The 24,718-nt window shown below is 32.7% G+C and carries 21 protein-coding genes; all 21 read right to left on the bottom strand.

Features of this window, described 5'->3' with window-relative positions; translation table 11 throughout:
* Nucleotides 1–4: 4 nt before the first annotated feature.
* On the bottom strand, nt 5–1,942 hold the full coding sequence (locus tag C564_RS0108110; RefSeq protein ID WP_003202168.1) for a lasso peptide isopeptide bond-forming cyclase: 1,938 nt from the start codon (nt 1,940–1,942) through the stop codon (nt 5–7).
* 1,039 nt (nt 1,943–2,981) lie between these two features.
* A complete protein-coding gene (locus C564_RS0108105) occupies nt 2,982–4,151 on the bottom strand; it encodes a DegT/DnrJ/EryC1/StrS family aminotransferase (RefSeq protein ID WP_018764970.1) in 1,170 nt (389 codons plus the stop codon).
* 13 nt (nt 4,152–4,164) lie between these two features.
* Nucleotides 4,165–4,797, bottom strand: coding sequence for an acetyltransferase (locus C564_RS0108100; protein WP_018764969.1), 633 nt, complete (start codon nt 4,795–4,797; stop codon nt 4,165–4,167).
* Between the two features lie 13 nt (nt 4,798–4,810).
* Entirely contained in the window at nt 4,811–5,407 is a 597-nt protein-coding gene (locus C564_RS0108095) for a sugar transferase (RefSeq protein ID WP_003202160.1), read from the bottom strand.
* A gap of 478 nt (nt 5,408–5,885) precedes the next feature.
* On the bottom strand, nt 5,886–7,433 hold the full coding sequence (locus C564_RS0108085) for a lipopolysaccharide biosynthesis protein (RefSeq protein WP_018764968.1): 1,548 nt from the start codon (nt 7,431–7,433) through the stop codon (nt 5,886–5,888).
* Nucleotide 7,434: 1 nt separating this feature from the next.
* A complete protein-coding gene (locus C564_RS0108080; protein ID WP_018764967.1) occupies nt 7,435–8,316 on the bottom strand; it encodes a glycosyltransferase family 2 protein in 882 nt (293 codons plus the stop codon).
* Between the two features lie 279 nt (nt 8,317–8,595).
* The gene (locus C564_RS0108075) at nt 8,596–9,684 is read right to left on the bottom strand and encodes an acyltransferase family protein (RefSeq protein WP_018764966.1); all 1,089 of its coding nucleotides are present in this window, start codon (nt 9,682–9,684) and stop codon (nt 8,596–8,598) included.
* A 114-nt stretch (nt 9,685–9,798) separates the two neighbouring features.
* A complete protein-coding gene (locus C564_RS0108065) occupies nt 9,799–10,980 on the bottom strand; it encodes a glycoside hydrolase family 88 protein (protein ID WP_018764964.1) in 1,182 nt (393 codons plus the stop codon).
* A gap of 39 nt (nt 10,981–11,019) precedes the next feature.
* Complete coding sequence (locus C564_RS0108060; protein ID WP_018764963.1) at nt 11,020–11,580, bottom strand: acyltransferase; 561 nt, start codon at nt 11,578–11,580, stop codon at nt 11,020–11,022.
* A 53-nt stretch (nt 11,581–11,633) separates the two neighbouring features.
* Nucleotides 11,634–12,827: a glycosyltransferase gene (locus tag C564_RS0108055; RefSeq protein WP_018764962.1), complete on the bottom strand. Its 1,194-nt coding sequence runs from the start codon at nt 12,825–12,827 to the stop codon at nt 11,634–11,636.
* Between the two features lie 12 nt (nt 12,828–12,839).
* Nucleotides 12,840–14,030: a glycosyltransferase gene (locus C564_RS0108050; RefSeq protein WP_003202144.1), complete on the bottom strand. Its 1,191-nt coding sequence runs from the start codon at nt 14,028–14,030 to the stop codon at nt 12,840–12,842.
* A gap of 13 nt (nt 14,031–14,043) precedes the next feature.
* Nucleotides 14,044–15,204 (bottom strand): polysaccharide pyruvyl transferase family protein, encoded by a 1,161-nt coding sequence (locus C564_RS0108045; RefSeq protein ID WP_003202141.1) that lies wholly within the window; start codon nt 15,202–15,204, stop codon nt 14,044–14,046.
* Nucleotides 15,205–15,222: 18 nt separating this feature from the next.
* Nucleotides 15,223–16,254 carry a glycosyltransferase gene (locus tag C564_RS0108040; RefSeq protein ID WP_018764961.1) on the bottom strand — a complete coding sequence of 344 codons (1,032 nt, stop codon included), beginning with the start codon at nt 16,252–16,254 and terminating at the stop codon, nt 15,223–15,225.
* A gap of 208 nt (nt 16,255–16,462) precedes the next feature.
* Nucleotides 16,463–17,665 (bottom strand): glycosyltransferase, encoded by a 1,203-nt coding sequence (locus tag C564_RS0108035; RefSeq protein WP_018764960.1) that lies wholly within the window; start codon nt 17,663–17,665, stop codon nt 16,463–16,465.
* Between the two features lie 85 nt (nt 17,666–17,750).
* On the bottom strand, nt 17,751–18,368 hold the full coding sequence (locus tag C564_RS0108030) for an acyltransferase (RefSeq protein WP_018764959.1): 618 nt from the start codon (nt 18,366–18,368) through the stop codon (nt 17,751–17,753).
* Nucleotides 18,361–19,128: a glycosyltransferase family 32 protein gene (locus C564_RS0108025; RefSeq protein WP_026008498.1), complete on the bottom strand. Its 768-nt coding sequence runs from the start codon at nt 19,126–19,128 to the stop codon at nt 18,361–18,363. Before C564_RS0108025 ends, C564_RS0108030 begins: the two co-directional genes overlap by 8 nt.
* Before the next feature lie 61 nt (nt 19,129–19,189).
* Complete coding sequence (locus C564_RS0108020) at nt 19,190–20,257, bottom strand: EpsG family protein (protein WP_018764957.1); 1,068 nt, start codon at nt 20,255–20,257, stop codon at nt 19,190–19,192.
* A 152-nt stretch (nt 20,258–20,409) separates the two neighbouring features.
* A complete protein-coding gene (locus tag C564_RS0108015; RefSeq protein WP_006096621.1) occupies nt 20,410–21,312 on the bottom strand; it encodes a glycosyltransferase family 2 protein in 903 nt (300 codons plus the stop codon).
* Between the two features lie 27 nt (nt 21,313–21,339).
* A complete protein-coding gene (locus C564_RS0108010; protein ID WP_018764956.1) occupies nt 21,340–22,452 on the bottom strand; it encodes a glycosyltransferase family 1 protein in 1,113 nt (370 codons plus the stop codon).
* A gap of 11 nt (nt 22,453–22,463) precedes the next feature.
* Complete coding sequence (locus C564_RS0108005; RefSeq protein ID WP_018764955.1) at nt 22,464–23,531, bottom strand: glycosyltransferase; 1,068 nt, start codon at nt 23,529–23,531, stop codon at nt 22,464–22,466.
* Nucleotides 23,494–24,660 (bottom strand): glycosyltransferase family 4 protein, encoded by a 1,167-nt coding sequence (locus C564_RS0108000; RefSeq protein WP_018764954.1) that lies wholly within the window; start codon nt 24,658–24,660, stop codon nt 23,494–23,496. The genes C564_RS0108005 and C564_RS0108000 overlap by 38 nt, the downstream gene beginning before the upstream one ends.
* Nucleotides 24,661–24,718: the final 58 nt, after the last annotated feature.

The raw sequence follows: 24,718 nt of genomic DNA, 5'->3' as shown, positions 1-24,718 counted from the left end.
CCTTTCAAATATATTTTTTGATAAATCGATAGACAATAAGACTACGCATTAAAATTCTAAAATCCGGATCAAACACGTATTCTACTCGTGGTTCTCCTTGAATTTTCAAAATCGCACTCTTAATAATCTCTATATTAAAAAAGTTAGAGGCCACTGGGTCTTTACTAAGCTGCTGAAGTTCCTCGATAAACATTTTCCATGAAGGAATCATGCGATGAACCACATCAGCTGCCTGTATTCCCCGCACACGTTGATTTAATCTTACTTTGTCAGGAAGAAATCCTTTTGTGGACCTCCGGACAAGTGCACGATTTAAGCCATTTTGAACAAATTGTTCGAGTGGTAACGATAAACAGAATCGAATTACCCGTAAGTCATTCGTTGGATCATGCCCTTGTAAACCATAGCGCAAGGAGAGCTTTGTTCCACTTGTACCCGTTGTATTCCACAAGTTTAGCTGTTCAAAATGTTTCTGCCTTATTTCATATATATTTGGGATAGAAGCCCCTGTTACTTTCACACCATGTTCTTCAAGCTTTCTGAATACATCAGTACGTTTTGCGAGTTCTGGACTAACTAACGTTGGCAGTTCGTATTGCTGTTCCGAGGAAAACATGTTTTTTATCGATGGAAATGCTTTCTCCCCTACAACTTTCAGTATTCTCGATTTTTTGACCCCAACGTTCTTACCATACAAATCAATTTCACGATAAAGCTGCAACCAGCTGAATTTTTTAAGTAAAGTCGCATAATAATCTAAAGCTGGCCCCCAAGAGATTGTGAAATTTCCTCTCGCTCCATTTAAGAGCACCCCAATCCCTTGTTGTTGGGCTTTTTCATAAATTCCTTTCACCCAGACGGAATTTTCGAAAAATTTATATGGCATCTCCATAATCTCAAGCCAATCATCAATTTCTGAGAAAGAATTTTCTCCCGGGAAATTCAAATAATTCCCTTTAATATTTCCTACATGTTGTACTGTAGTTTGGATAAATGGCTTTTCATCAGCAATCGTATGGCCACGAGTCCAATCAGTAAATCCTTCTGCAGGTACTGAGCTGAATGTATATAATTTTTTGTTCTCTTTTTGCAGAGCTCTCGCAGCAAAGCTAGCAACAGCTCCTGAATCTAATCCCCCACTTAAATGAGAACCAACATTACGATGAGTACGTAACCTTGATGTTACTGCGCTTTCAAATACGTCCCTGAACGCCTCTTCATAATCTTCATTTGATTTGAGTTGCAACTGCTCCTCTACAAATAACGTGTCGTATTTCGCAATACTAACTCTTCCCTTAACTACGGAGATAGTATGAGAAGGGGGGACTTGCTCTATATTTTTATGCACTGTTGAAAATGCATCTATTGTATCAAGCATATTAGGTATTGCTAAATATTCAGCTAACCATTGCTCATTCAATTCCTTCCCGACGTACGGTAAAGAAAACAGCGGTTGTATGCTAGTACAAAAAGCAAATTGATTTTGATTGCGGTAAAAGTAAAAAGTGCGACTTCCTGAAAAATCACGTGCACCAAAAAGTAATTGCTTTCTCTCATCCCAAATCATAAAAGCAAAATCACCAATTAGATACTTTGGTACATGCTCTCCCCACTTTTGATAAGCGAGTAAAATCAACTTACTATCAGGCATCTCTCTTCTATGTACCTTTTCTACTTGCAATCTATCGAATAATTCATTGCGATTATCAATAATAGCATCAGCAGTTATAACCAACTGTGTTTCATAATCATAGTAAGGTAATTGTTCATTAATAGATTCAGATGTTATCCATTTTGCATGGGAGCCCAAAAAAATATTTTCCTTGTGCCATATATCGGTATTGTCACCTGGATAACGAGATAAATCCTTCATGATTCCAATCCTATGTTCAGGCGGTATCGGTTCTCCATTTAAATGATAAATTCCGGTTATTGCACTCATTTTTTTCCTCCCACTACGAGACAATTAAGGGAAAACCCGATGGATAAGCAAATTACCAGATATATCAAAAAAATGTTATTAATATACCAGAAAACCCTTTCCTCAAACTACCTCGTTTACGCATAACAGATTTTAAAACCCAATTTTATAGCCTTAAATCTTTTTTCAGTTGAAGTATTCAAGCTTTCAGGCTACCTATCCTAATGTAAACCCTTGCATTTTAATTTTCTCAAAAAAAGAACAAAGGTGTGATCTTCTTAATCCGAATCAAAATATTACCATCTGAATTTTATATGAATAAAAATTCTTGAATTTAATATATCAATAAAACGTTTATATTCTTTATAAAGAATATAAAATCAGATTACCATTTCACTATTGTATTGTCAAGCATCTATATACTCAAAAAAATGAATATTTATGTATCTTTTTTAGTAACTGTCAGAACAAATAATACAGTAAAACTTTAATCGGTAGGAGACTCTACATCCCTACCGACTATTAACCTCACCAATCGAGCTTTTACGAACATTCCATCTATCTTCTTAGTTCCCCTAAAATCTTAAGGTAGTGCTCTTAATGTTCACAAATAGCAGGATAAACGTTATATCTTACAAATACACAGCAAAATTTTCATCTTTTTATATTTTAAAAATTTCTGTGCTATGATATTTTATATAATTTATTATTAACCTATTAATTAAAGTTGATTTTTATATTTTATGTTCTCTATTACTTTATTCTTCTGCTTCTTTAATCGAAACAGGAGAATAACCTTTTTATATTTATACCATTTTCACAAAGGGGATGATATAATATGCGTTCACCACTAATAATGCTAGCAAAGAATATAATTCGCATTTACCACAAGATTATGTACGCTTACTATTTCACTCTTTATAGGGATTGCCGTGACTTTCATTCAAAAAAAATTTTTTTCCGTAAAATGAAATTTCACAAAAACGGCACTGAATAAGATATTAAATCCTCCTAGTTCATTAACGCATTTCTTAATTGAAGCTCTTTCTATTTTTTATCTTTACATGCCAGCACTTACCGTCAATATATTCTTAATACATGTAATAACTCTTGTCTGATCTTGTTCTGTCATACCTGATCCAGATGGAAGACATAGACCGGTTTCAAATAGTTTTCTAGCAATATCTTCACGTTCACTATGAGAATAATAAGTTATTCCCTCAAATAGCGGTTGCATATGAAGAGGTTTCCAAACAGGACGCGCCTCAATGTTTTCATTTTCCAGTTGTTTCAGTAATGTCTGAATCGATACTCCTATTTTTTCTTCATCTACAGTAAGAACTGTAAGCCATCGGTTTGAATAAGTATCCTCTAACTCAGGCATAAACTGTACCCCTGGAATATGAGATAATTCTTGATAGTATCTATCAAATATTTTTCTCCTTGCCTGTACTCTATCCCGTAAGACTTGCAGCTGCGCTCTACCTACACCCGCTAAAATATTACTCATACGATAATTATATCCAACCTCACTATGTTGGTAGTGTGGAGCCGGATCTCTTGCTTGAGTAGCTAAAAATCTTGCTTTTCTCAATGCTTCGACATCATTCGAAACAAGCATACCTCCACCTGAAGTTGTAATGATTTTATTGCCGTTGAACGAATAAACACCGAATTTTCCGAATGTCCCACTCGCTTTACCTTTGTAGGAAGAACCAAGTGATTCCGCTGCATCCTCTACTACTGGAACATTATATGTATCACATAACGAAAGAATTTCATCCATTTTAGCGCTTTGTCCATATAAATTTACAACAATGACTGCTTTCGGAAGTATTCCTTTCTCATTTGCATCACGTAATGCACGTTCTAAAGCTTGTGGCGACATATTCCATGTTTCAAGCTCAGAATCAATAAATACTGGTTTAGCCCCTAAATATAGAATTGGATTTGCGCTCGCTATAAAAGTAAGACTCGAACAAAATACCGTATCTCCATCTCTTACATCCAGTAAGCGAAGTGCCAAATGGATAGCAGAGGTTCCTGAACTAACTGCAGCCGCATCAAGAACTCCAACATGGGATGAAAGTTCACTTTCAAACGCATCTACATTTGGACCAAGTGGAGCAATCCAATTCATATCAAATGCTTCCCCTATATATTTTTGTTCATTACCGCTCATATGTGGAGCGGAGAGATAGATTCTTGTTTTTTCCTGTGAATATACCACTTTAAACACTCTCCTATAATTCTTTTTTTATTACTCTAGCTGGAATGCCAACTGCTTTACAATTCGCTACAATGTCACAGATCACTGTTGCTCCGGCACCGATAACGGACCAATCGCCAATTGTAATATTTGGAATTACATTAACTCCTGCTCCTATATGTACTCCTGTTCCTACAGTAACGGATCCTGTAAGCACTGCATTTGGGGAAATATGTGCAAAATCTTTTACCTTATTATCATGTTCAATAATAGCGCCTGAATTGACAATAACGTGATTCCCAATTTCAACATCTGCATTAATAATTGCACCAGGCATCACAACCGTACCAGCTCCAATCTTTGCACTTAAACTAACAGTAGATTGTTTATGTATAAGTGTCGCATAGCGATGACTGGGAATCTCTAACTGCTCCATAATTATCTTTCTTGTTCTGTTATTTCCTATAGCTATCACGAACTTTGTATCTACATGCTCATCCATTAACTTTACAGCTGCAGAAATAGGGCCAAAATAAACGCCATCCTCAACTTTTAACTCTTTATACACATCATCTAATTGCGCAATGATTTCATAATTTCCATACGATAGGATAATATCTCGGATTACTTTACTATGACCACCTGCCCCAATCATAATTATTCGCATCCATCTCACCTCCTCAAGAATTCTTTGTACCATTAAATTTTTCCACAGTTACATGCCCAACCTGATTGATTCCTTCTGACTTAAATACTTTCTTTGCCGTTAACAACAAAATTTTCATATCAAGCCAAAAAGTCCTATTATCGACATACCACACATCAAAATCAAATTTCTCTTCCCATGAAATTGCATTTCTTCCATTCACTTGAGCCCACCCTGTAATTCCTGGTCTTACCATATGCCGCCTAGATTGTTCTTCTGTATATAACTCCAAATATTCCATTAATAGTGGTCTGGGACCTACTAAACTTAAATCGCCTTTTATAACATTGAATAACTGTGGCAACTCATCCAAACTACACTTTCTAAGAAATCCCCCAAACTTAGTAAACCTTACATCATCAGGCAACAGATTGCCGTTGCTATCTTTCTCATCAGTCATAGATCTAAACTTATAAAGAGAAAAAGACGCACCATGTAATCCCGGGCGTTGCTGCTTAAATATGATGGGGGAACCTAACTTACATCTAACTAATACGGCTACTATACTAATAGGAACTAACAGTAACACCAATAATGATAAAGAAACGAATAAATCAAAAAATCTTTTCATAAATAATTATACTCCAATCGAAAATTTTTTGGAGAGTTCCCCACAGAACAGGATTCCAATCTTCTAATTACTTTTTAGTAATTCTCTCCAATTTAATCCTACCCTCAGTTTCATATACATAACATGAAAGTCATTTGCAGTGTATATTCTTCTATAAATTTCTTCACTCAGTATGCTATAGATACAATCCTTCGTTTCCTAAAGTACCGGACGCCTAAGCCCATAATAAAACCGCTATATTTTTATACAAAGATAGCGGTTTATTATTTCTACATTCAGTTAATGATAGTATCATCTATTAATCTAGCATTTGTACTTGCATCAATAGATACATCATTGAATACATATTTGACCTTAGTCATCATCTTCTCCCTAATCAATCAGTATGAACTAAGAAGGGCTTCATTCCATAGTCTATAGTTCACAGGGCTTTCCCTAAAACGTATGGTAATAGAATTTAACAATATCTTAGTCAAAATTAATAAGAAATTTTCTTGTTTAAATTGAATTTTTTTAATAACTTTTGTGAAATCCCTCTAATAATCCCAAATAAATATTTAAACTCTGTTGTTTTATGAAAAATCAATATATAAATCACATTAGGAACTATGATACAAATCATTCCCTTTAACAATAACTCCAAGAAATGGTTTGATAATGTGAAATTGCTCAAAAAACTTGTAATAAAATACGTTCCTATACCTATCGCTGCGTAGTAGGAGTATTTCAAGAAATAATCCATTACAGACCTATTAAATACATTTTTGTATACTAAATAAGGAGTAATCCAGAAAGGAACAACAAGCACACTTACAAGTGTACCAATAAAGACACCTATTATTCCCATATACTTAACTAATACAATAGAAATTACTAAATTAACAGCAGCTTGAACCAAAGGCGCATATCTATCCTCATGAAAAACACCCGCTGTAGTTTTTACAGTCGTTATGGAATTCCTCATGCCCCTTTCATAAAAAATAATTATTAATACAAGCAACACACTTTTGCTCATAAGATACTCAGTTCCAATCCATAAAGTGATAAAAGGTTCTATTGTAATGCATAAAAGTATAGAGAAGAATGAGTATAACCAAAAATTTAAAAGCATATAGACTTTATACACACTATAAACCTTCTCTACACTTTCCTCTGCTACTAAATTTCCTACACTATGATATGTATTATTAAAGATTTGATAAGTAAAGTTTCTACAAATATCTATTAACATATTATAATTAGAATATAATCCGACTGCCGCCACACTGATAAATGAAGATATAATAATGTTATCAGTACCCAATACTAAATAATTCCCTATGTTTTGTAGTACAATTGCTTTCACATTCTTAACAATTTTCTCTTTAGTTTCAGCATCTAATACACCCGAAACTTTCTCTTTTAAAAATGGATACATCCGGTTGACTATAATTGCCAAAACAATGCTAGTAGCGACTGTTATCACACTATCAATAACTAAGTATAGAATATAATTTTTTGTAAAATGAAGTATTCCAATCTTGAGACAAGCAGATGCAATTGAAGATATAGAATATATTCCTGTTACAATATAACCCTTTTGCGAAACACTTAAGAATGAATTCTTATGCATGTACAAATAAGGTACAACTGTATTGAATAGAAAAATAAGATAAATCCAATGGATATTTTCGACATTCGAATCTTTAATGAAATAACCAAGAAATGGCATCAAGGACAATCCAAGTAACAAGACAATTAAGGCGATTACCATATATGCTTTCCGATACAATCTCATAAGTACGTTAATCTTTTCTTGATCGTTCTCTGCAACCGGCTTATAAAGACTATACATTATACTAGCACCTATCCCTGCCTCAGCTAAAGAAAGCATGGATAATATATTAGTAAGGAATCCATTTATACCTAGATATTCAATACCTAGACTATTGATAAATACAGTTCGTGAAATGAAGCTTAAAGATGTAACAATGATTTGGTTTCCGATCCCAGCAGATATATTAATTATGGAGTTTTTTATCCTCATTTTAAGACCTTCTTGATATAATTTTTTTACATTTAGCTAAAAAGATAGCCGCCATTAAAGTAACCGGTTGAATACCTAAGTATTCTGCAGCCTTCTTTACATTTAAATTAGACTTAACAAAATCGTAATATAAATTATAATAGGATAATCTACCCTTTGGACCACACTTATAAAATTCAATTTGCTGCTTCATATAATATGCTGTACCTTTAGGACTTCCGGCGAATATCTCCTTCATATTTTGAGTTAAACCATCCTCTAGATAATTACATATATATATTGTTTTATTAAACCATCTTATTTTATAACCTTCATAAGCCATTTTATTCCATACTGTAGCCTCTGTCATAAATTTTTCCCCTTCAAACTCACGAAACTTGTATTTCCTTAATATATCGGTATAAAAAACCTCAGCCTTATCTCCCGTTATATTATATGTATTCCGTTCAAGTGAAGTTGCATCAATATATTTACCTTCAAATGTTGTCCCTACGAGGTCCTCAATACTCCCCCCTTTATTACCCGAAACACCACAAAATAGCTTTTTATCTTCTAGGCTATTTTCCCAACTTACTATACTTTCTAAAGCATCTTCTGTAAGATTATCATCAGAATCTACTATAAAGAACATTTCACCTTCAGCCAAATCGACAGCCCTGTTAATCGCTCTATGTTTCCCTCCGTTTTTGACTTTATAATACCGTATGGGAAATGGGTTTTTTTCTAGTTTCCACATCTTGAATAATTCCTCTGTATTATCACTTGACCCATCATCAATAACTAGCCATTCAAAATCCGTATATGTTTGTTCTTGTAACGATCTATATAATTTCTCTATGATATAACTCCTGTTGTATGTTGGAGTGAATACTGTTATTCTCATTTAATCCCCTCATTTTTATCCTAACTTTTTCTTTCCATCTATTCACAGTAATCATTTCAGTTAATTATTTGCCTATTTCAAGACTTAACTTCTACAAATGAAAATATATCTTTTAATATTACAAAAAGAAAATCCATTTATACTCCCTCTCGTTTACGTACTAAATCTATTACACTTTATTCTACTTGTTATCTTTAGATATTAATTTTTTCGAGCTATGAAGAAGAAAATGTTTGTTTTCTGGGACTACATTTAACAATAATCTTTTATAAAAATCTCTTATTTAAGGAATTCTTTTGGTAAAGACACTTGTATCTTTTGATGTTTTTTTTGAAAACCAAAACGAATTTTCTTACGTAGCGGCTCTTCATAAAATTGATAAATTACTGCACTTAACAATAAAGAAACTATTAAACAAACCACAAAACTATATGTATTTTCTAACTTCAAGAAATCCAAGTATCGTATCACTATTTGGTGAATCATATAAAATGAGAAACTAATTTCACCTAAGTAAACAAATAGCCTTTGTGATAATAATTTTGAAAATATACCGCATTGAAATGAAAAGGTAAAAATTAACAAGCACCATAGTGGAACAAAATAAACACCACGAACAATTCCTACATCTAATTTTATCGAATACGATAATAAAGCAATGGATAAAAGTAAACATAGTAGTTCTAAAACAGTAAATATGTTTTTGTTAAAGTTTGCTTTATCGGATTTTTCAATATAAATCAATCCCAAAAGTATACCCGTTGAAAATTCGAACAATCTAGTAACCGGAAAAATATGTAATATCCAAATAAAAAATGGATTATCTTCATCCAAGTTTTTATTCAATAGAAATAAAATTATCCATACTACCAAGAATACCAATATGGATGTAATGATGTTCTTTTTAACTTTAAGTTTCATAAATACCCATAGCAGAAAAGGAAACATAACATAAAAGAAAGCTTCAACCGATAATGTCCACGAAACGCCGTTAAAATTGAAATAAGTACCCTGACTAGGTACGAAGCTTTGTATCAATAGCAAATTAATGATTGACATAAAAGCAAGTTTTATAAAATATAAACTATTAGGGTGAAAGTATAAAATAACTAATGGTGCAGAAAGAAGAAAGGTTAATACATGAACTGGATATACTTTAGAAAATCTTGCTTTATAGAATTTTTTGATACTGTGTTTATTTAGCTCTGTAAATTTAGAATGATAGTTATAAGCTAAAATAAAGCCAGATAAAACAAAAAAGAATTGAACGCCCGCTGAACCTAATTGATATTGGCTAAACACACCCATATGAAATAAGAAAACCATTAGCGCAGCAATAAACCTAAATGACGTTAAAGAGTTTAACATATGATTCCCACCTTTCTCATTTTCCCAAAAAATAAACGGTTCGAATTTTCAAATCATTTATTTTCTTTATCAATAAAGTTGCCTCATACAAATATGAGTAAAGGGGATGAAGGTTTAGTTCCTACTTAAATATGAATTGATTAACCTAATGCAGAACCCTTGAGTAAACGGCAATATATTGAACAGTGTGGAATACACCCCTATGTCTTTTGTATCGCCTTGAGAAAAGTCAACTGCCCCATCTTTCCTCGTAACTTTCATTAAATAACTCATAGCCTTTTCTGTGCTATCTAGGCATTCTTTTGATACCTTCTCTATCTTTGAGGCATTTAACATAAACCAGCCTAGCGTAGCTGTAGCGGAAGAGTCGGACCTACTCTCATTTCTAGTTACAGTCCAATTCCAACTACCATTATCTTGTTGAAAGCTCATTGCAGCTTCCGCGAATCTTTTAACACTTTCTTCGAAAGCAAATTTATATTTACTATCTTGTGGCAATTCATTCCACGCATCTATAAGACCTATAGCAAACCAACCAAGTCCTCTTCCCCATCCGTATAATCCAAGAGGAACTTTATTCTCAATCTTGTAAACATGACATGGTAGTGAATGTTTGTCTAACATTCCATATTGCTCATACTCTTTAATTTGTTTCACTGCTAAATCTATACAATCATCTTTGTTAAATTTAGTACCGTAACAAACTAAAAAGGGGCATATAAACCCTATAGTATCTACATATCTGTAGCTTTTCATAAACTTCCTATATTCTACTGTGCCGTCCTCACCTATATGATCCTTAATCATTTCCCATGTATAATCTAATGCTTTTTTGTATTTGTTTATATCAATATATTCCAACTTCATAATAGCGTAAGCAAGTATAGCTCCGTCTATATGCTTAGGTTTTTCTAACCATTGACCATTACTATCAAATTTCGAATTCAAAAATTTTTCAATCTCAGATTTCATTTCCTTATCATCATTATGTTTTAAATACTCAGATAAGCCTAATACTAATGATGCTTCTTGCCAATGTTGTATCGTGCTTTTCGTATAATTCCCTTTCAACATATCTATTACAACTAATCTTGTATTGTCTGTTACTTTTATTTTTGGTGTGTTTAGTAACCACTTAGACCCTTTTTTAGTTATAGTCTCATTCCATATGGATTTATCTTCATATCTCCCCATATGAATTCTCAGTACCCAATCTTTTATTACAGGTACTAAGTCTATGGTAATAACCATTAAAATAATAAAAATTACAATATAGCTCAAAATTTGAAATATCATCTTTATATTGCCCTTTCAACGTGAAAATAATTTAAATACTCATTTAACATATCCAACAGTACTACCTAATTCTTCTGACATTTTAGTACACATGTCTGGTGTGATATTCTCACCTATCGTCCAGTTTTTATCATAACGATTTGCTGTCTTTAGATTTAATTTGTGCTTATTGATATAATCCTTTGTTTTCCCTATAATTTTCGCGGGATTTCCTCCAACTATGCACCCTTCAGGAACCGATTTTGTTACTACACTCCCCGCGGCCACAATAGCATTTTTCCCTATTGTAATCCCCGGCATAATTAAAGCCCTTGCCCCTATAAATGCATGGTCTTCTATTTTTACTTTTGCTATTTTTGTATAATCTAAATACCGTTTCGTACTGGCGTCATGTGCAAGGAGATAGACTTGAGGTGCAAATGTAACATTATCACCTATTTCTATTAGCCAACAATGAGCATAGTCAATTGTACTTCCAGCTAATCCACTACAATTTTTCCCTACCTTCATACCTCTTTGCAAACACGCTTCTACCGTTAAATCCTCAAGAGATACCATTCCTAATCTTACCATTAAAGATTTTTTTATCCGATTAAACATAATTGCCTCCAGTGAATGTATTTCATTATTTAACTTATTTTTAAACGCTACACTTAACTGTTTATTAAATTATACAAATGATTCACTTCATCCTCTGTCCCTAATTCTTCTTTCTTGAGATTATCGATAAACTTACTTCTTAATTTTTCTTCTTTTATTAATAACTCAAGATGATTTGCCACTGACATAGGGTTCATCTCTGCAATTACTCCATTGATATTATTTCTTATATGATTATTAGCTGTCTCAAAATTAGTAATTAATATTGGTTTTGCCAGTATTTTTGCCTCATCTATAGAAATAGATTTACCTTCATATCTGGATGTCTGTATATATATATCTGCTTGCTTTATGTATGGATATGGATTTTCTTTTATACCTAATAAAATTACTCTTTTTTCTAGTTTTTCTTCCCTTATACGTCTTTCAAGTTCTTCTCTTACGTTGCCTTCTCCAATCAAATACCATTTAAGATCGTACCCTTTTTTTACGAGTATATTAAATGCTTCTAAAGAGATATCTAATCCCTTTTCTTTAGCCAATCTTCCTACCGAAATTAATGATATACTTCTATCGTTCTCTTCTTTAAAATCAACTTTCTCTAATGACATTTTCCTTATCATTCTTGAAGAAACTATATTGTGTATACATCCAATTTTCTTTCTATGTTCAGGGAAATTATCCCTTAAAATATTAACTAACTCTTCTGATACAGTCACTATATGATCTAGTTTACCAAAATAAAATTTTTCTTTACTATAATCAATCCCTAATTTATTATAATCCGTGTGTATCCATCCAATCTTTTTTTTCGCTTTTACCTTGTCTACACAGAAATATATAGGGTTTTTTTCTTGAAATCCTATCGCTACATCATATTCCTTATTGATTTCATCTATTGATTTCGACATGTATTTCCATATTTTTTGTTCGATTATAGCTCCATTCGTTTCTGTCTTAGCCAGATACCCTAATACTCCTCTAGAAAATGTCGTTTTAAAATCTCCTATTTTCATTAATTCTGTCAAAGACCTTTTTATAGGCATATCAAAATATTTATACTTTATTGGTTCAGGTAATAGAGTGACTTCTTTTGGTAACTTATTTATAAATATTCCTTCATGCTTAAATAAAAATAAATCCACTTTGTATTTAGAATAATCTATAACGCCCAATAAACAAATTAGGGCTTTTTCAGCCCCACCACAATTTAAATTATTCATTATAAATAATATTTTTTTTTTCATGAACCTCACCCATTATAGAATTTCATATAACTTATATATTTCTTCTTCCGTTCCTAATTTCTCTTTCGAAAGATTATTTACTAATTTTTTTCTTAATTCTGTATCTTTTATAAGCCTCTCAATTCCTTTTGCAATAGCCTCCGGCTTCATATCTACAATTAATCCATTTATTTCATTGTCAATTTGATCTTTCGCGGTACTAAAATCAGTAACAAGTATAGGCTTATTCAATATTTTCGCCTCATCAATTGCTATAGATTTCCCTTCAAATTTAGATGTCTGTGCATAAATATCTGCTTGTTTTATATACGGATAAGGATTAGATTTTAATCCTAACAATTTGAAATTGTTTTCTAATTTATTTGCTTTTATCAAATTAGTCAGTTGTTCTCTTTCCTCGCCCTCTCCTATAATATTCCATTTTACTTTATACCCTTTATCTATTAGTTTCTTACAGGATTCTATAGCCATTTCAAAGCCTTTTTGGTAGTGCAGCCTACCTACTGAAAGTATAATAATTTCATTATCTTTCTTAGTATAAACATCCTTATTTTCCTGGTTAGCCATTTTATGTATCATTGTCGGTGATACAATATTATAAATAACGCTTATCTCATCTTTTTGATTAGGAAATCTGTTTTTTAGAATATTGGCACACTCTTCCGATACTGTAACTATATTGTTTAGCTTTCTGAAGTACAAAGCATCAAAGTTCGAATCCATCCCTAATTTATTATAGTCAATATGTACCCATCCTATTTTCTTATGTGCTTTCACCTTATCTACACAAAAATATGTAGCGGTTTTTTCTAAAAACCCTATAGTAGCATCATACTGTTTCTCAATTTCATTTAAAGACTTAGCGATATATTTCCAGCTGTATTGTTCCTTTATCGATGTATTTTTTCCTGCTCTATTCTTTATGGTGAACATACATCTATTATAGGCTAGCGATATTTCTCCTTTTAATAAAAACGTTTTGACCGATTTAAACAAAGGTAAAGTAAACGTCTTATATGTTTCTGGTATAGGTAAAATTTGTACATCTTTTGGTACAAATTCCATAAATATACCTTCATGGTTAAACAAAAATAAATCTACATTATATAACTGATAATCTATTTGAGATAATAAGTTTACTAGACTCTTTTCTCCACCACCAGCAGATAGACTAGGCATAACAAATAATAAATTTTTTTTCATAATATACCTCGATTTACTTAGCTAATTCTTGTAAGTATTCTACCGCTTTATATGACATTTTTTTAATATTAGGCATAGTTTGCTCTAGTTTGCTCTTCAATTGATCTTCTTCTCTTACCATCTCATCGAATTTAGCTTTTAATTTATTACTATTAGATATTTCTTCTATATTTAAGACTAATTTCTCTTCTCCAAATAAGTCTTTAGCTATTCCCTTCGATTTTATACTGTATCCCAATACCATAGTTGGAACACAATTTGAGTAAGCCGCTATCGTGGCATGTGTTCTAGCTCCTATAAAGAATCGCATCCTAGCTATATACCCTTTATATTGTATTGCATTTAAATTGTTTGGTAATATAATTACCCTACCTGTATTTTTAAATTCCTCATAATATGTATACAGAACTTCATAATCGTTATTCCCATCCTGCATAACATGCGGTGTGAGAGCAATCGTTGAATCTGTAGTATCTAGTATATGGTTAATTAAATCTCTTACTGCAACTTGTGAATCCTTGTTTCTATTCCATACAAGTGGACTAAAATTAAGACCTATTGTATTGCCATCTTGCCATCCTTTAGGTAATTCCAACTCTTCTTTCTCCATGGTAAATGCAGGATCTGCACACAATTTAACGTTATTAAGTCCCTTGTTTTTCAACATATTATAGGTAAGAGTTTCACGAGCTAATATTAAATCAAACTGTTTTAAGTCTCCTAACTTTCTCTCAGACATATCCTCTTCACCTATAGAACATCCCCATAACACTAACTTCTTTCCTGCTGCTTTTACTTTTTTATTTATTTCATACAATGCAGGCTGTTCCCCGTAACAATAATTATCTCCACCTATAGATAAACATACATCCATATTCTTTATATGTTTAATTATATTATCTTCCATTTTAGCTATTGCATAAGATTCATCATTAAACAATTTTACTTTAAGTAAAGCCATCCACCAATCGTATGAGTACTTCGCTATATTCTTAGTAGAACCATCATATATTCCATCTAACTTTGTTATAATCTTATCTGTTTCAGGCTTACTTGATACCAAATATATCTTTGTTTCATCTACCTTTTCTTTTATGATATTAGTAGAGGAACGAACAATAGCCTCACATCCCCTATTAAGACTTCCACCATGGGCAAACATCATAATTTTCATACTTAAACTCCCTCACTATTATTTATTTCTGAATCTACTGTAAGCTGTAACGCAATACAGCCCAACAGTTGATTGTCTCTTTATTAAATTTATTATTAACCGCTCATATCTTCCTAGCTTGTTATAAATTTCACTATAATATATAGGTAGTGCCTCTCTCACATGTTTATTTCGTATCATACTTTTTACGTATTTATACCGCTTATTGAAACTTACATCTTTAGATGGTGTAAAATAAACATGTATATAGGACATTACACTATTAATAAACTTTATTGACCTTAATTTACTTATTCTTACTCTATCAATTTTATCAGTATATATTTGGGGTAATTCCATAGTATATACTTCTACAGCCCTCTGAAAATAATCTTTTTCGGATATGTTTCTGGTAGCACTACCAGCTACCTCCTTGTAATGGTAACCTACATAATCTACATATTTCATACGAGTTGCACCACTAAAGAATGCAACGTTAAACATTCCATCTTCCCCCAATGCAATTCCGCTTGGGAATTTAACGTTATTTTCTTTAATTAAATTATTTCTATAGATCTTATTTACAACAGTATTTAAATTATCTGCCTTAAGGAAATAAGGTAATACTTCTTGCTCTATATAATCTTTTTCAAGAACAATATCTATAGGAAATGGATATGTTGTAATTACCTTATGCTCTTCCGTCTCGCCCTTAAAATTTGATATAACTACATCACAATTACTTTGTTTTACTGAGTTATATAGTGTTTCATACATATCCTTTTCTATACAATCATCAGCATCAACAAATCCCACATATTCTCCAGCGGCTAAATGTAAGCCCTTATTTCTTGCAATACTTACACCTTGATTTACTTGATTTATAAGTATTATCCTGTCATCTACTTGTTTATATCCCTCAATGATTTCTCTGCTATCATCTATCGAGCCATCATTAATAAATATAAACTCACACTCTTGGAGTGTCTGATTTAAAAGTGACTCTATGCACCGAGTGATATATTTCCCTGCATTATAAACTGGTATTATTACACTTACTTTTTGGCTCATGCCTAAATCACACCTTTACGAGAAATCTCTTACGCTATCATCATAAATACACCTTTATTGTTGTCTCCTATACTTGATGTATTGATTGTTTAGGCGCCTATAAAGTGAAACTTTAATTAGTTGAACGAATCGGGCTTTTACGAGCAGTTGATCCCCCACCTAACTCCTTTGTTTTCGCCGAACTTTGAGGTGGAGGTCTTACTACCCGTTAATGCGGGATAATTTTATATAGCTTATTCAACTCAGCGTTATTACTGTAATCTCTATCTCGCAAATTATTAATTAATGTTTTCCTTAGTTCATCATCTCTATATAAATTTTCGATACCTTCGACTAACCCCTCTACACTTGAATCACATATAATGCCCTCAATTCCATCATCCAATTGGCTGGCTGCAGTAGGATAATTAGTTATCAATATAGGCTTTTCAAGGATTTTAGCTTCCGTAACCGTAACTGCCTTTCCCTCATATCTGGACGGTTGAACGTATAAATCACATAACTTCATATACGGATATGGGTTAGTTTGTTTGCCTAATAGTATAAAACTGTCTTCTAACTGTTGTTCCTTTATCAATTCCTTAAGATTAGATTCATCCGATCCGTATCCTATGACATACCATTTTATATTGTTTAACCCCTTATTATGTAATGCTTTAAGGGCTTTTATAGCAACATCAAACCCTTTCGCATATGACAACCTTCCAACCGATAAAATATTAAAAGCACTGTTACTTTGTTTATTAAAACTTACAGTATCTTCAGCCATCTTCTCAATAAATTTGGGTGAAGTAATATTTTCTATTTGTAAAATTTTATCTTTTAGCGATGGATATACAGTTAAAAACGCTTTTGTGCATTCATCTGATATAGATGCTATGTAATCAAATTTATTCCACATAGCAAAGTCAATTTTATTATCAATTTCTAGTGTGCTATAATCTGTGTGAATCCAAGCTATCTTCTTATCAGCACTTACAGTATCAGCTAAAGGATTATGTGGCCATGCGTAACTAATCGCAAAGTCATACTTTTTTTTCTGTTTAGGCAAAAAATATGCTGCATACTTTGACACAAGCTGCATCTGAATATATCCCGAACCTTCCTTTAACTGTCTTTTTTTCGATATTCTCCCTGCCATATACTTACTTATTATTCTTGTGATTCCTGCCCCAAAATATCCTTCACGTATACATTGCACAATTGACTTCCTAAAGACGGTATATCCACCTATCTGTGGTAGTACGTTAACTTTATTAGGTACTAAATTTAAGAACTCTCCAGTATGATTAAATATCAATAAATCTATGTTGTATGTATCATAGTCGAAGCTTTCCAGCATATTAATTAAGCTTCTTTCTACTCCACCAATTTCCATATCATAGATAGAGATTAAAACATTTTTTTTCATACGCTTCCTCACGTTCATGTTTTGTTTTGATGTAAGTAAATGAAAGCAATCGCAGTATATGAATTCATATGGAATAAACTTTTTATTAGCTGCTTAAACTAGTGCGATCAATACACATATTCTCTCTTTTATTCACAAATAACGTATTAGAAGGAATATGCCCTTTTACAACGCTTCCGGCGGCTATTACGGTATTATCACCTATAACAGTATCCTTCAATATAACTACATTAGAACCAATCCAAACATTCTTCCCTATCTTTACCTCACCTTTTACCAGATGGCTATCTGCAGGGTTTTTATAATTATGATCGTGGTCATTAATACTCACATTTGGCCCTATTTTTGTACTTCTTCCAATCGATATTCTATTTACACAGTTGATATTACAGTTATCATTAATAAATACTTTTTCTTCTATATCTAATACTCCGTCAAAATCCAGTCTAATGCTGGCATTCTTTCTTACAAATACAAACTTTCCAATATTGACTTTTGAACGCTTATTGAAAATCTCAATCTTGCTATTTGCTTGAAGAAAAAAGATTGAACACTTTATATTACGAAAATATATTACCTTATAGAAGGCACCTCTTAATGCACCAATTACATGCGAAATATTCATTAGTATAGTAAAGTACAGTCCTCTATTACGGCTTTCTGCAACTATCGTTTGAACTATTTTCTTGAATACCTTAATCATGTGTATTCTCCTTAAAAGCTTCTTTTCCCATCACATATTTTCTTAGCCTAGCAACGTTATTTCCACCTATGATTTTCGCTAAAATCAATTTTATATTACTCTTGATTCTTACTTTAGGAGGCAACCAACTTTTATAAAAATGATGCATTGCATATGTATTTTCAGTTATAAATTTTCTGCAATTGATATAATCATATGGGGAAAAATAAGTTTGTGGATAAAAAGCTCCCATACCGCTTATTTCTTGATATTCTCCATTTAATTTCAATCCTGCATTTTTTAGTATATTAGTTACAACCGCCACATTGGTTAAATCATCATGTTTTCCATCCTCTTTGATGAATCCTTTTCCTTCATATGAATCCAAAAACATTTTGATCAGCTTATTTCCTTTCATTGCTCCTATAGTACTTGTCGCTATGTAATTTTCTTGTTCAAATCCCCAAAATGAATCATGATGGAGCATATTATCAAAAGGTTTGAATACCTCTACATCGGTATCTAAATAAATACCTCCAAACTTATAAAGAACATATACCCTTACATAATCACTTACAAATGCAAATTTTTTCGAATCATAGGCTTCTTTGACATATAAGTTACATTCTATGTCAAAATTATTTTCATTCCACTCAATAATTTCATATTCTGGGAGGTTCTTCTTCCAGCTATCTATGCATTTTTGTACAATCTCAGGTTTCTCTCTACCACCAAACCAACAATAATGTATGGTTGATGGAATTTTCCTCACGTTCTCCAATTGATACACGCTCCCCCCGATATGCTTAAATTTATACTTAGAAGTAGTGTTACTGAAAAATCTATAAAGATAGATATTTACTTGTATAAATGATACCTAAACTTATTACACTCTCGTAAAAATAATAAATGAGATAACACAATAAAAGTCCGTAATATACGAAATTCCTATCCTTTTTAGAAAATAATACAACAATCCATGAAATTAAAATTAATTGATATAAACTGAAATAAATGGTGAATCTTGCAAATATCCAATTTTGCGTTGAAATAATCATGAACACTAAACCAATTAAAGACATGTTTACAATGTAATCACTTTTCGGAAAGACTTCTCTTAATTTTTCTTTTCCAAGATATGCAAGAACTATTGGCACAGCACTAACTGCAACACGTAATACATTTGCTCCTCCCTCTGCAAAGTCCTTGTAGTGTCCATACTGAGTTGATTCTAATGCCGAGAACAAAGCTGATGAGAATTGGTTAAATCCAATTACTATAATGACCGAGAAGAACAGCAATACGTACGTATCCCATGCCCAAGCCTTTCTCCTAACCAAAAAATAAATTGGGATTAAAACAAGCGCTGACTTATGAATCATAGCTGCTAAAAGTACAATTAAAATATATTTTTTCCAATTTCCATTAAAAATATATTTTGTGGCCAGAAAGACAATAGATGCTGCTAAAAACTGCCTGATTCCATTCATGGATACTAAATACATTCCACCTGTAATATATACAAATAAGGCTAATTCAAGCATCCGGGAGTATTTATAAAGAGTTATTACAATTAATACATTTGTCACTAAGGCGACAAAAAATACCATTATCTGCGGATCTTTTGAGAAGTGTTGCAGAAACATCTGTAAAAGATCAAACCCAAAATCCCCTGAGAAATCAATATTGCTCCAACTGAATTCATTGTGGGCATAGGAATACATGTAAAAATAAGTATCACCAATATTATTTCTAAGTCCCGATACAATAACAAGCGATGCCATTGCCAAGAAACTAAGCATTTTATTTGGTTGAACTGGAACGATCCCATTGCTCATGCTCTTTGCAGAATATCTTGAAAAAAAAGATAAAATGTAAACTACAAAAAGGTTTATCCATAATATAGTCATTCCATAACTCCTTCCACACAGCAAACAAGCAAGTAACTTAGACATGCAAAAGCACTGAAGAAAATAGATATATTTACACATAAATATATTAACAGATTCATTAGCCAATTATTGCAAGCTTACACAACAATTACCGGTATACCTTCAGCTTCTTAATGGCGCTTCGAAACGGTTTTATTACTTGTATTCTGTATATAAAGATAGAGAAGAATCCCGAAAGGTATCGCCAGGAAAGTAGTACCCTTACATGGTGATTCTTTAAGAAAAGCATAATTTCTAATCATCAGATTACTAGATACATAATGTATGGATTCTCGAAATCTCTCCTTAAAAGAAGGAGCATACTGCATAGCAACCTTTCTGAAGAATAAAAACCCACGCGGATTTTTCTTATATTGTTTAATCATGTTCATACTCGAACCATCATCTAAATATTCCACATGGCATAAGACTTCATTCATAATAAGTAAAGGACATTGTTGATCAATTAAAATATACTTATAACTGAGCGGACAGTACTTTTCTCCTGAAAATATAGGATATGGCAAAGAATTTCTTGTCAATTCCGAACGATAAACTAGTTTCTTATCGCCTCTGACCCCATGAAGACCATACAAACCTGACAGTGTGGAAGATTTAATATTAGATGGCATTTTAGTTCCAATGATTTCTCCATTCTGTTTCGCATCCAACCCGACTATTCCAGCAAACTTCTTACTTCCATGTGCCTTCCAAAATGAAGCAATCTTTTCAACAGCATCTTCAGCCATATAATCATCCGAGTCTATACACACATTTAATTCTGTATCAATTAATTCATAAGCGGTATTGTGTGCCCCATGCATACCTTGATTTTCTTGGTAATGATAACGAATGGGAACGACATCTTCTACAATCCAAGTATCAATAAGTTCCTTTGTGTTATCATTAGAGCCATCATCAATAATTAACCAAATAAAATCTTTACATTTTTGCCTCTTTAAACTTTCATAACATAAATGAAGGGTATATGCACGATTATATGTAGGCGTAAAAACGGTTAAGAGTGGCGTCATTGCAAACCCTCCTGCATCAAATTTTTATTATTTATGGGCATGTGCATAATAGTAATCTGTCAACCAGTTTGCCATAGTAGCCGTATCATAGCCACTATTTTGCATTACATTTGTTGTATCCTCATGCTCCAATGATGAGGAAAGAATATAATCTGCCCATAATTCCGTTGAACTCTTTAAGCTCATAAATTTCATTCGGTCAGTCAAGTTAGATTCACTAGTAATTGCATCAGACACCACACAATTTAAACCTGCAGCCTGTGCTTCCACTAGTACAACTGGCAAGCCTTCAAAAAGCGAAGGAAAAAGAAAAATATCAAATCCTTGCATCAATTGCGGGATATCGGTTCTAGTTCCTAGAAATCTGACTTTAGAAGACAACCCTAAGTCAGCGACTTTTTTTTCAATGCTTGCACGTAGGGTACCCTCTCCTATGAGAGTCAGTATAGATTCTGGGTTCTTTTTATGTACAGCATGGAAAATATCTATTAAGAATTCATGATTCTTTTGCTTATTAAATCTTCCTACATGCCCTATAACTAACGTATTATCATTTGCCCCAATTTCTCCTCTTACTTTATTTCTTTTACTTTCATTATATTTAAATTCTTCAACATTCACTGCGTTATTTAGAACCGTTACTTCATTAGAATTTGTCTGTTTCTTTCCAAACAACCATTCTCCTGCTTTTTTCGAACATGCAAAATATGCAGTCGGATTGTCTTTCATCATAAATCTTGCATATAGTCGAAAAGGAAGTTTTATATCAATACCTAAATCACTTAAATGACTATGCGCAATACGGCATGGAACACCTGCATTTTTCGCTGCTCTTAATACAAAACTACTGTTCTCATTGATATGGGAATGTACTACTTTATATTCAGGATTAGTAGCAAAGAACTCTTTGAGTAATTTAAAATAACAGCGATAATTTCCAGGTCGTATCTGTGGCATTCGATAAATCTTCCCGCCAAGCTTCATTATTTCATCATCATAATGTCCCTTATCTGTTCTATGTACCATAAAATCAAATTGAATCTTACTACGATCTATTCTTCGATAATAATTCATCAACATAGTTTCAAGCCCGCCGCGATTCATGACGGTAACTACTTGAAGTATACGAATAGGTTTCAAGAGTACCACTCCTATCTCATCATCTTTCTGAGTGAATCTATTGCCACTAACATAAAATAATACCCTGCGGTAAACCTATATTTTACGCAAAAGTAAAACGCCTTCCAAACAATAGGGAAGTGATTCATCTCTAATTGTTTAAAAGAACGCCTTATCCGATTATCATTTAGTATTTTACTTAATCTGTTAAATTTCGTTAATGGAGATATGCGATTACTTTTACTCATTGTATTTAAGCCAAGTCCGAGTGTATTAAGACAAATACGATTATTTAAGGCTAATCGAAAATTTCCTGATAGCTGCTTATCTTCTAAAAATTGCTCGATTATGTCATAAAGGTTAAACCATTGGTTCATCAATTCCGGTTTGTAATTAGACGTGACGGAAGCTGCATTTGTCTTCCAGTAATGATAAAAAGGCTTATTTAAAAAAACAAATTTATCAACATAATAAAATGTCTGTATATTAAATAATGAGTCCTCATTTGTACCAATAAAACTTAAATCCACAAACTGAATCGCGTTTTCTTTAATAACTTCAGAACGATAAAGCTTTGACCAAACAGTTCCCCAAGCATCTAAGAATTCTGGATTTCCTATTTCTTCATTTATAGGACCGATTAAACGTCTCATTACGTTTGCTTTAATTTCTTCGCCTTCATAACAAACTGTTTCAGGAAGATCAAATTTCTTCTCTTTTGAATGACTTCCAAATTCACGAGTATATGTACACATAACAACGTCTGCCTTACCTTGAACTGCTTCCTGATACAAGGTTTCATACATGTCCATGTCTATCCAATCATCCGGATCAACAAACCCAATATATTCTCCGCTCGCGGTTTGAATACCTGCATTTCTTGCTGAAGAAACACCACCGTTTTCTTTTTCAATCACTATAATTCTTTTATCTTTCTTTGCGTACTCATTAAGTATACCTGCACTCTTATCTGTTGAGCCATCGTTTACCATAATGATTTCGATATCTTCAAGTGTTTGTGACGTTAGGCTGTTTAAACACCTTCCTAATAAAGTTTCAACATTATAGACAGGAACTATTATACTGATTTTCGGTTTCATCTGTTTCCTCCAGAATGTATTTCCCATAAATAGAACTCAATTCAGATTCAACTTGAATAATCGAATATTTATGCATTTTCTTTTTGCTTTCAATACCCATTTTTACAAGTAAGTCTTTTGATTTGTTCATCTCTAGTACTCTTAAACCAAACATTTGAGCATCTTGATTGGAAATGATATAGCCATTTACTTTATCTTCTACAAGTTCCAAATGTCCTCTGTTCTCAGTTGCAATTATCGGTAACCCACAAGCCATGGCCTCCATAATATTAACCGGCAGACCTTCACGAAGACTCGATGCAACCGCAATATCGCAGGCGGATAAAATTTTCGAGATATCATTCCGATAACCAAGGAAGTCCACCATTTCAAATACGCCAATTTGTTTAGCCAAATCTTTACAATCCTCTAGTGAGGGACCGTTTCCAGCCAATAGAAGCCTTGCGTTTGGGACACTATCCTTTATTAAAGCCAATGATCGAATCAAAAATTGTTGATTTTTATTTTTATTAAACTCAGCCGCATAGAACATCAAGAAATCAGTGGGCTTATATCCCATCTCACTCCTCAGACAAAGCTTTTGAATCTCATCAGCTGGTTTAAAGTATTCTGTGTCTACTCCCACTCCGTGTACTTGTTCAATTTCAACTGCTTTGAAACGCCGCTGAACAGCCAAATCATAATCCTCTTGATTTATTGTGATCAGACAGTCTGTGTAATTTGCCATTACTTTTTCAATAGGATAATATAATAACCAATTTATTAGCGGGGCACCTTTACAAAAGTGGAATCCGTGAGCAGTATATAAAACCTTTGTTCCATATTTTCTAGCATTTCTTGCTGCCAAACGTGTAAGGGCTCCCCCCATTGGTGTATGGCAATGAATAATTTTATATCCATTTTTATCAATGATAGCTTTCAACTCTTTATAAGCCTTAATGTTCTTGGGCTGCAAAGGGGATCTTTGAATAGAAAGTTCATACTTCTTATCCACGTATGGAAGATCCATGTTGCCGGCAGCAGCAACATGAACTTCCCATCCCTGTTCTTTAAACCATTTCATATATGGCAAGTGAAATGCTTTAAAATGAATATCTACTGTTGCACAGAACAATACTTTATTTCCCACATATATCACCCTACACTCGTTATAATCTGTCTAACCAGTCTGTAACCTGTACATACTT

The sequence above is a fragment of the Bacillus sp. 105MF genome, from assembly GCF_000374885.1.
Lineage (GTDB): Bacteria > Bacillota > Bacilli > Bacillales > Bacillaceae_G > Bacillus_A > Bacillus_A pseudomycoides.
This window is presented reverse-complemented; position numbering and strand designations above follow the sequence as displayed.

What these genes read in the sequence shown, in the direction of transcription:
- C564_RS0108110 (WP_003202168.1), bottom strand. Translation starts at nt 1,942, where the DNA reads ATGAGTGCAATAACCGGAATTTATCATTTAAATGGAGAACCGATACCG.
- C564_RS0108100 (WP_018764969.1), bottom strand. Translation starts at nt 4,797, where the DNA reads ATGCGAATAATTATGATTGGGGCAGGTGGTCATAGTAAAGTAATCCGA.
- C564_RS0108095 (WP_003202160.1), bottom strand. Translation starts at nt 5,407, where the DNA reads ATGAAAAGATTTTTTGATTTATTCGTTTCTTTATCATTATTGGTGTTA.
- C564_RS0108085 (WP_018764968.1), bottom strand. Translation starts at nt 7,433, where the DNA reads ATGAGGATAAAAAACTCCATAATTAATATATCTGCTGGGATCGGAAAC.
- C564_RS0108080 (WP_018764967.1), bottom strand. Translation starts at nt 8,316, where the DNA reads ATGAGAATAACAGTATTCACTCCAACATACAACAGGAGTTATATCATA.
- C564_RS0108075 (WP_018764966.1), bottom strand. Translation starts at nt 9,684, where the DNA reads ATGTTAAACTCTTTAACGTCATTTAGGTTTATTGCTGCGCTAATGGTT.
- C564_RS0108065 (WP_018764964.1), bottom strand. Translation starts at nt 10,980, where the DNA reads ATGATATTTCAAATTTTGAGCTATATTGTAATTTTTATTATTTTAATG.
- C564_RS0108060 (WP_018764963.1), bottom strand. Translation starts at nt 11,580, where the DNA reads ATGTTTAATCGGATAAAAAAATCTTTAATGGTAAGATTAGGAATGGTA.
- C564_RS0108055 (WP_018764962.1), bottom strand. Translation starts at nt 12,827, where the DNA reads ATGAAAAAAAAAATATTATTTATAATGAATAATTTAAATTGTGGTGGG.
- C564_RS0108050 (WP_003202144.1), bottom strand. Translation starts at nt 14,030, where the DNA reads ATGAAAAAAAATTTATTATTTGTTATGCCTAGTCTATCTGCTGGTGGT.
- C564_RS0108045 (WP_003202141.1), bottom strand. Translation starts at nt 15,204, where the DNA reads ATGAAAATTATGATGTTTGCCCATGGTGGAAGTCTTAATAGGGGATGT.
- C564_RS0108040 (WP_018764961.1), bottom strand. Translation starts at nt 16,254, where the DNA reads ATGAGCCAAAAAGTAAGTGTAATAATACCAGTTTATAATGCAGGGAAA.
- C564_RS0108035 (WP_018764960.1), bottom strand. Translation starts at nt 17,665, where the DNA reads ATGAAAAAAAATGTTTTAATCTCTATCTATGATATGGAAATTGGTGGA.
- C564_RS0108030 (WP_018764959.1), bottom strand. Translation starts at nt 18,368, where the DNA reads ATGATTAAGGTATTCAAGAAAATAGTTCAAACGATAGTTGCAGAAAGC.
- C564_RS0108020 (WP_018764957.1), bottom strand. Translation starts at nt 20,257, where the DNA reads ATGACTATATTATGGATAAACCTTTTTGTAGTTTACATTTTATCTTTT.
- C564_RS0108015 (WP_006096621.1), bottom strand. Translation starts at nt 21,312, where the DNA reads ATGACGCCACTCTTAACCGTTTTTACGCCTACATATAATCGTGCATAT.
- C564_RS0108005 (WP_018764955.1), bottom strand. Translation starts at nt 23,531, where the DNA reads ATGAAACCGAAAATCAGTATAATAGTTCCTGTCTATAATGTTGAAACT.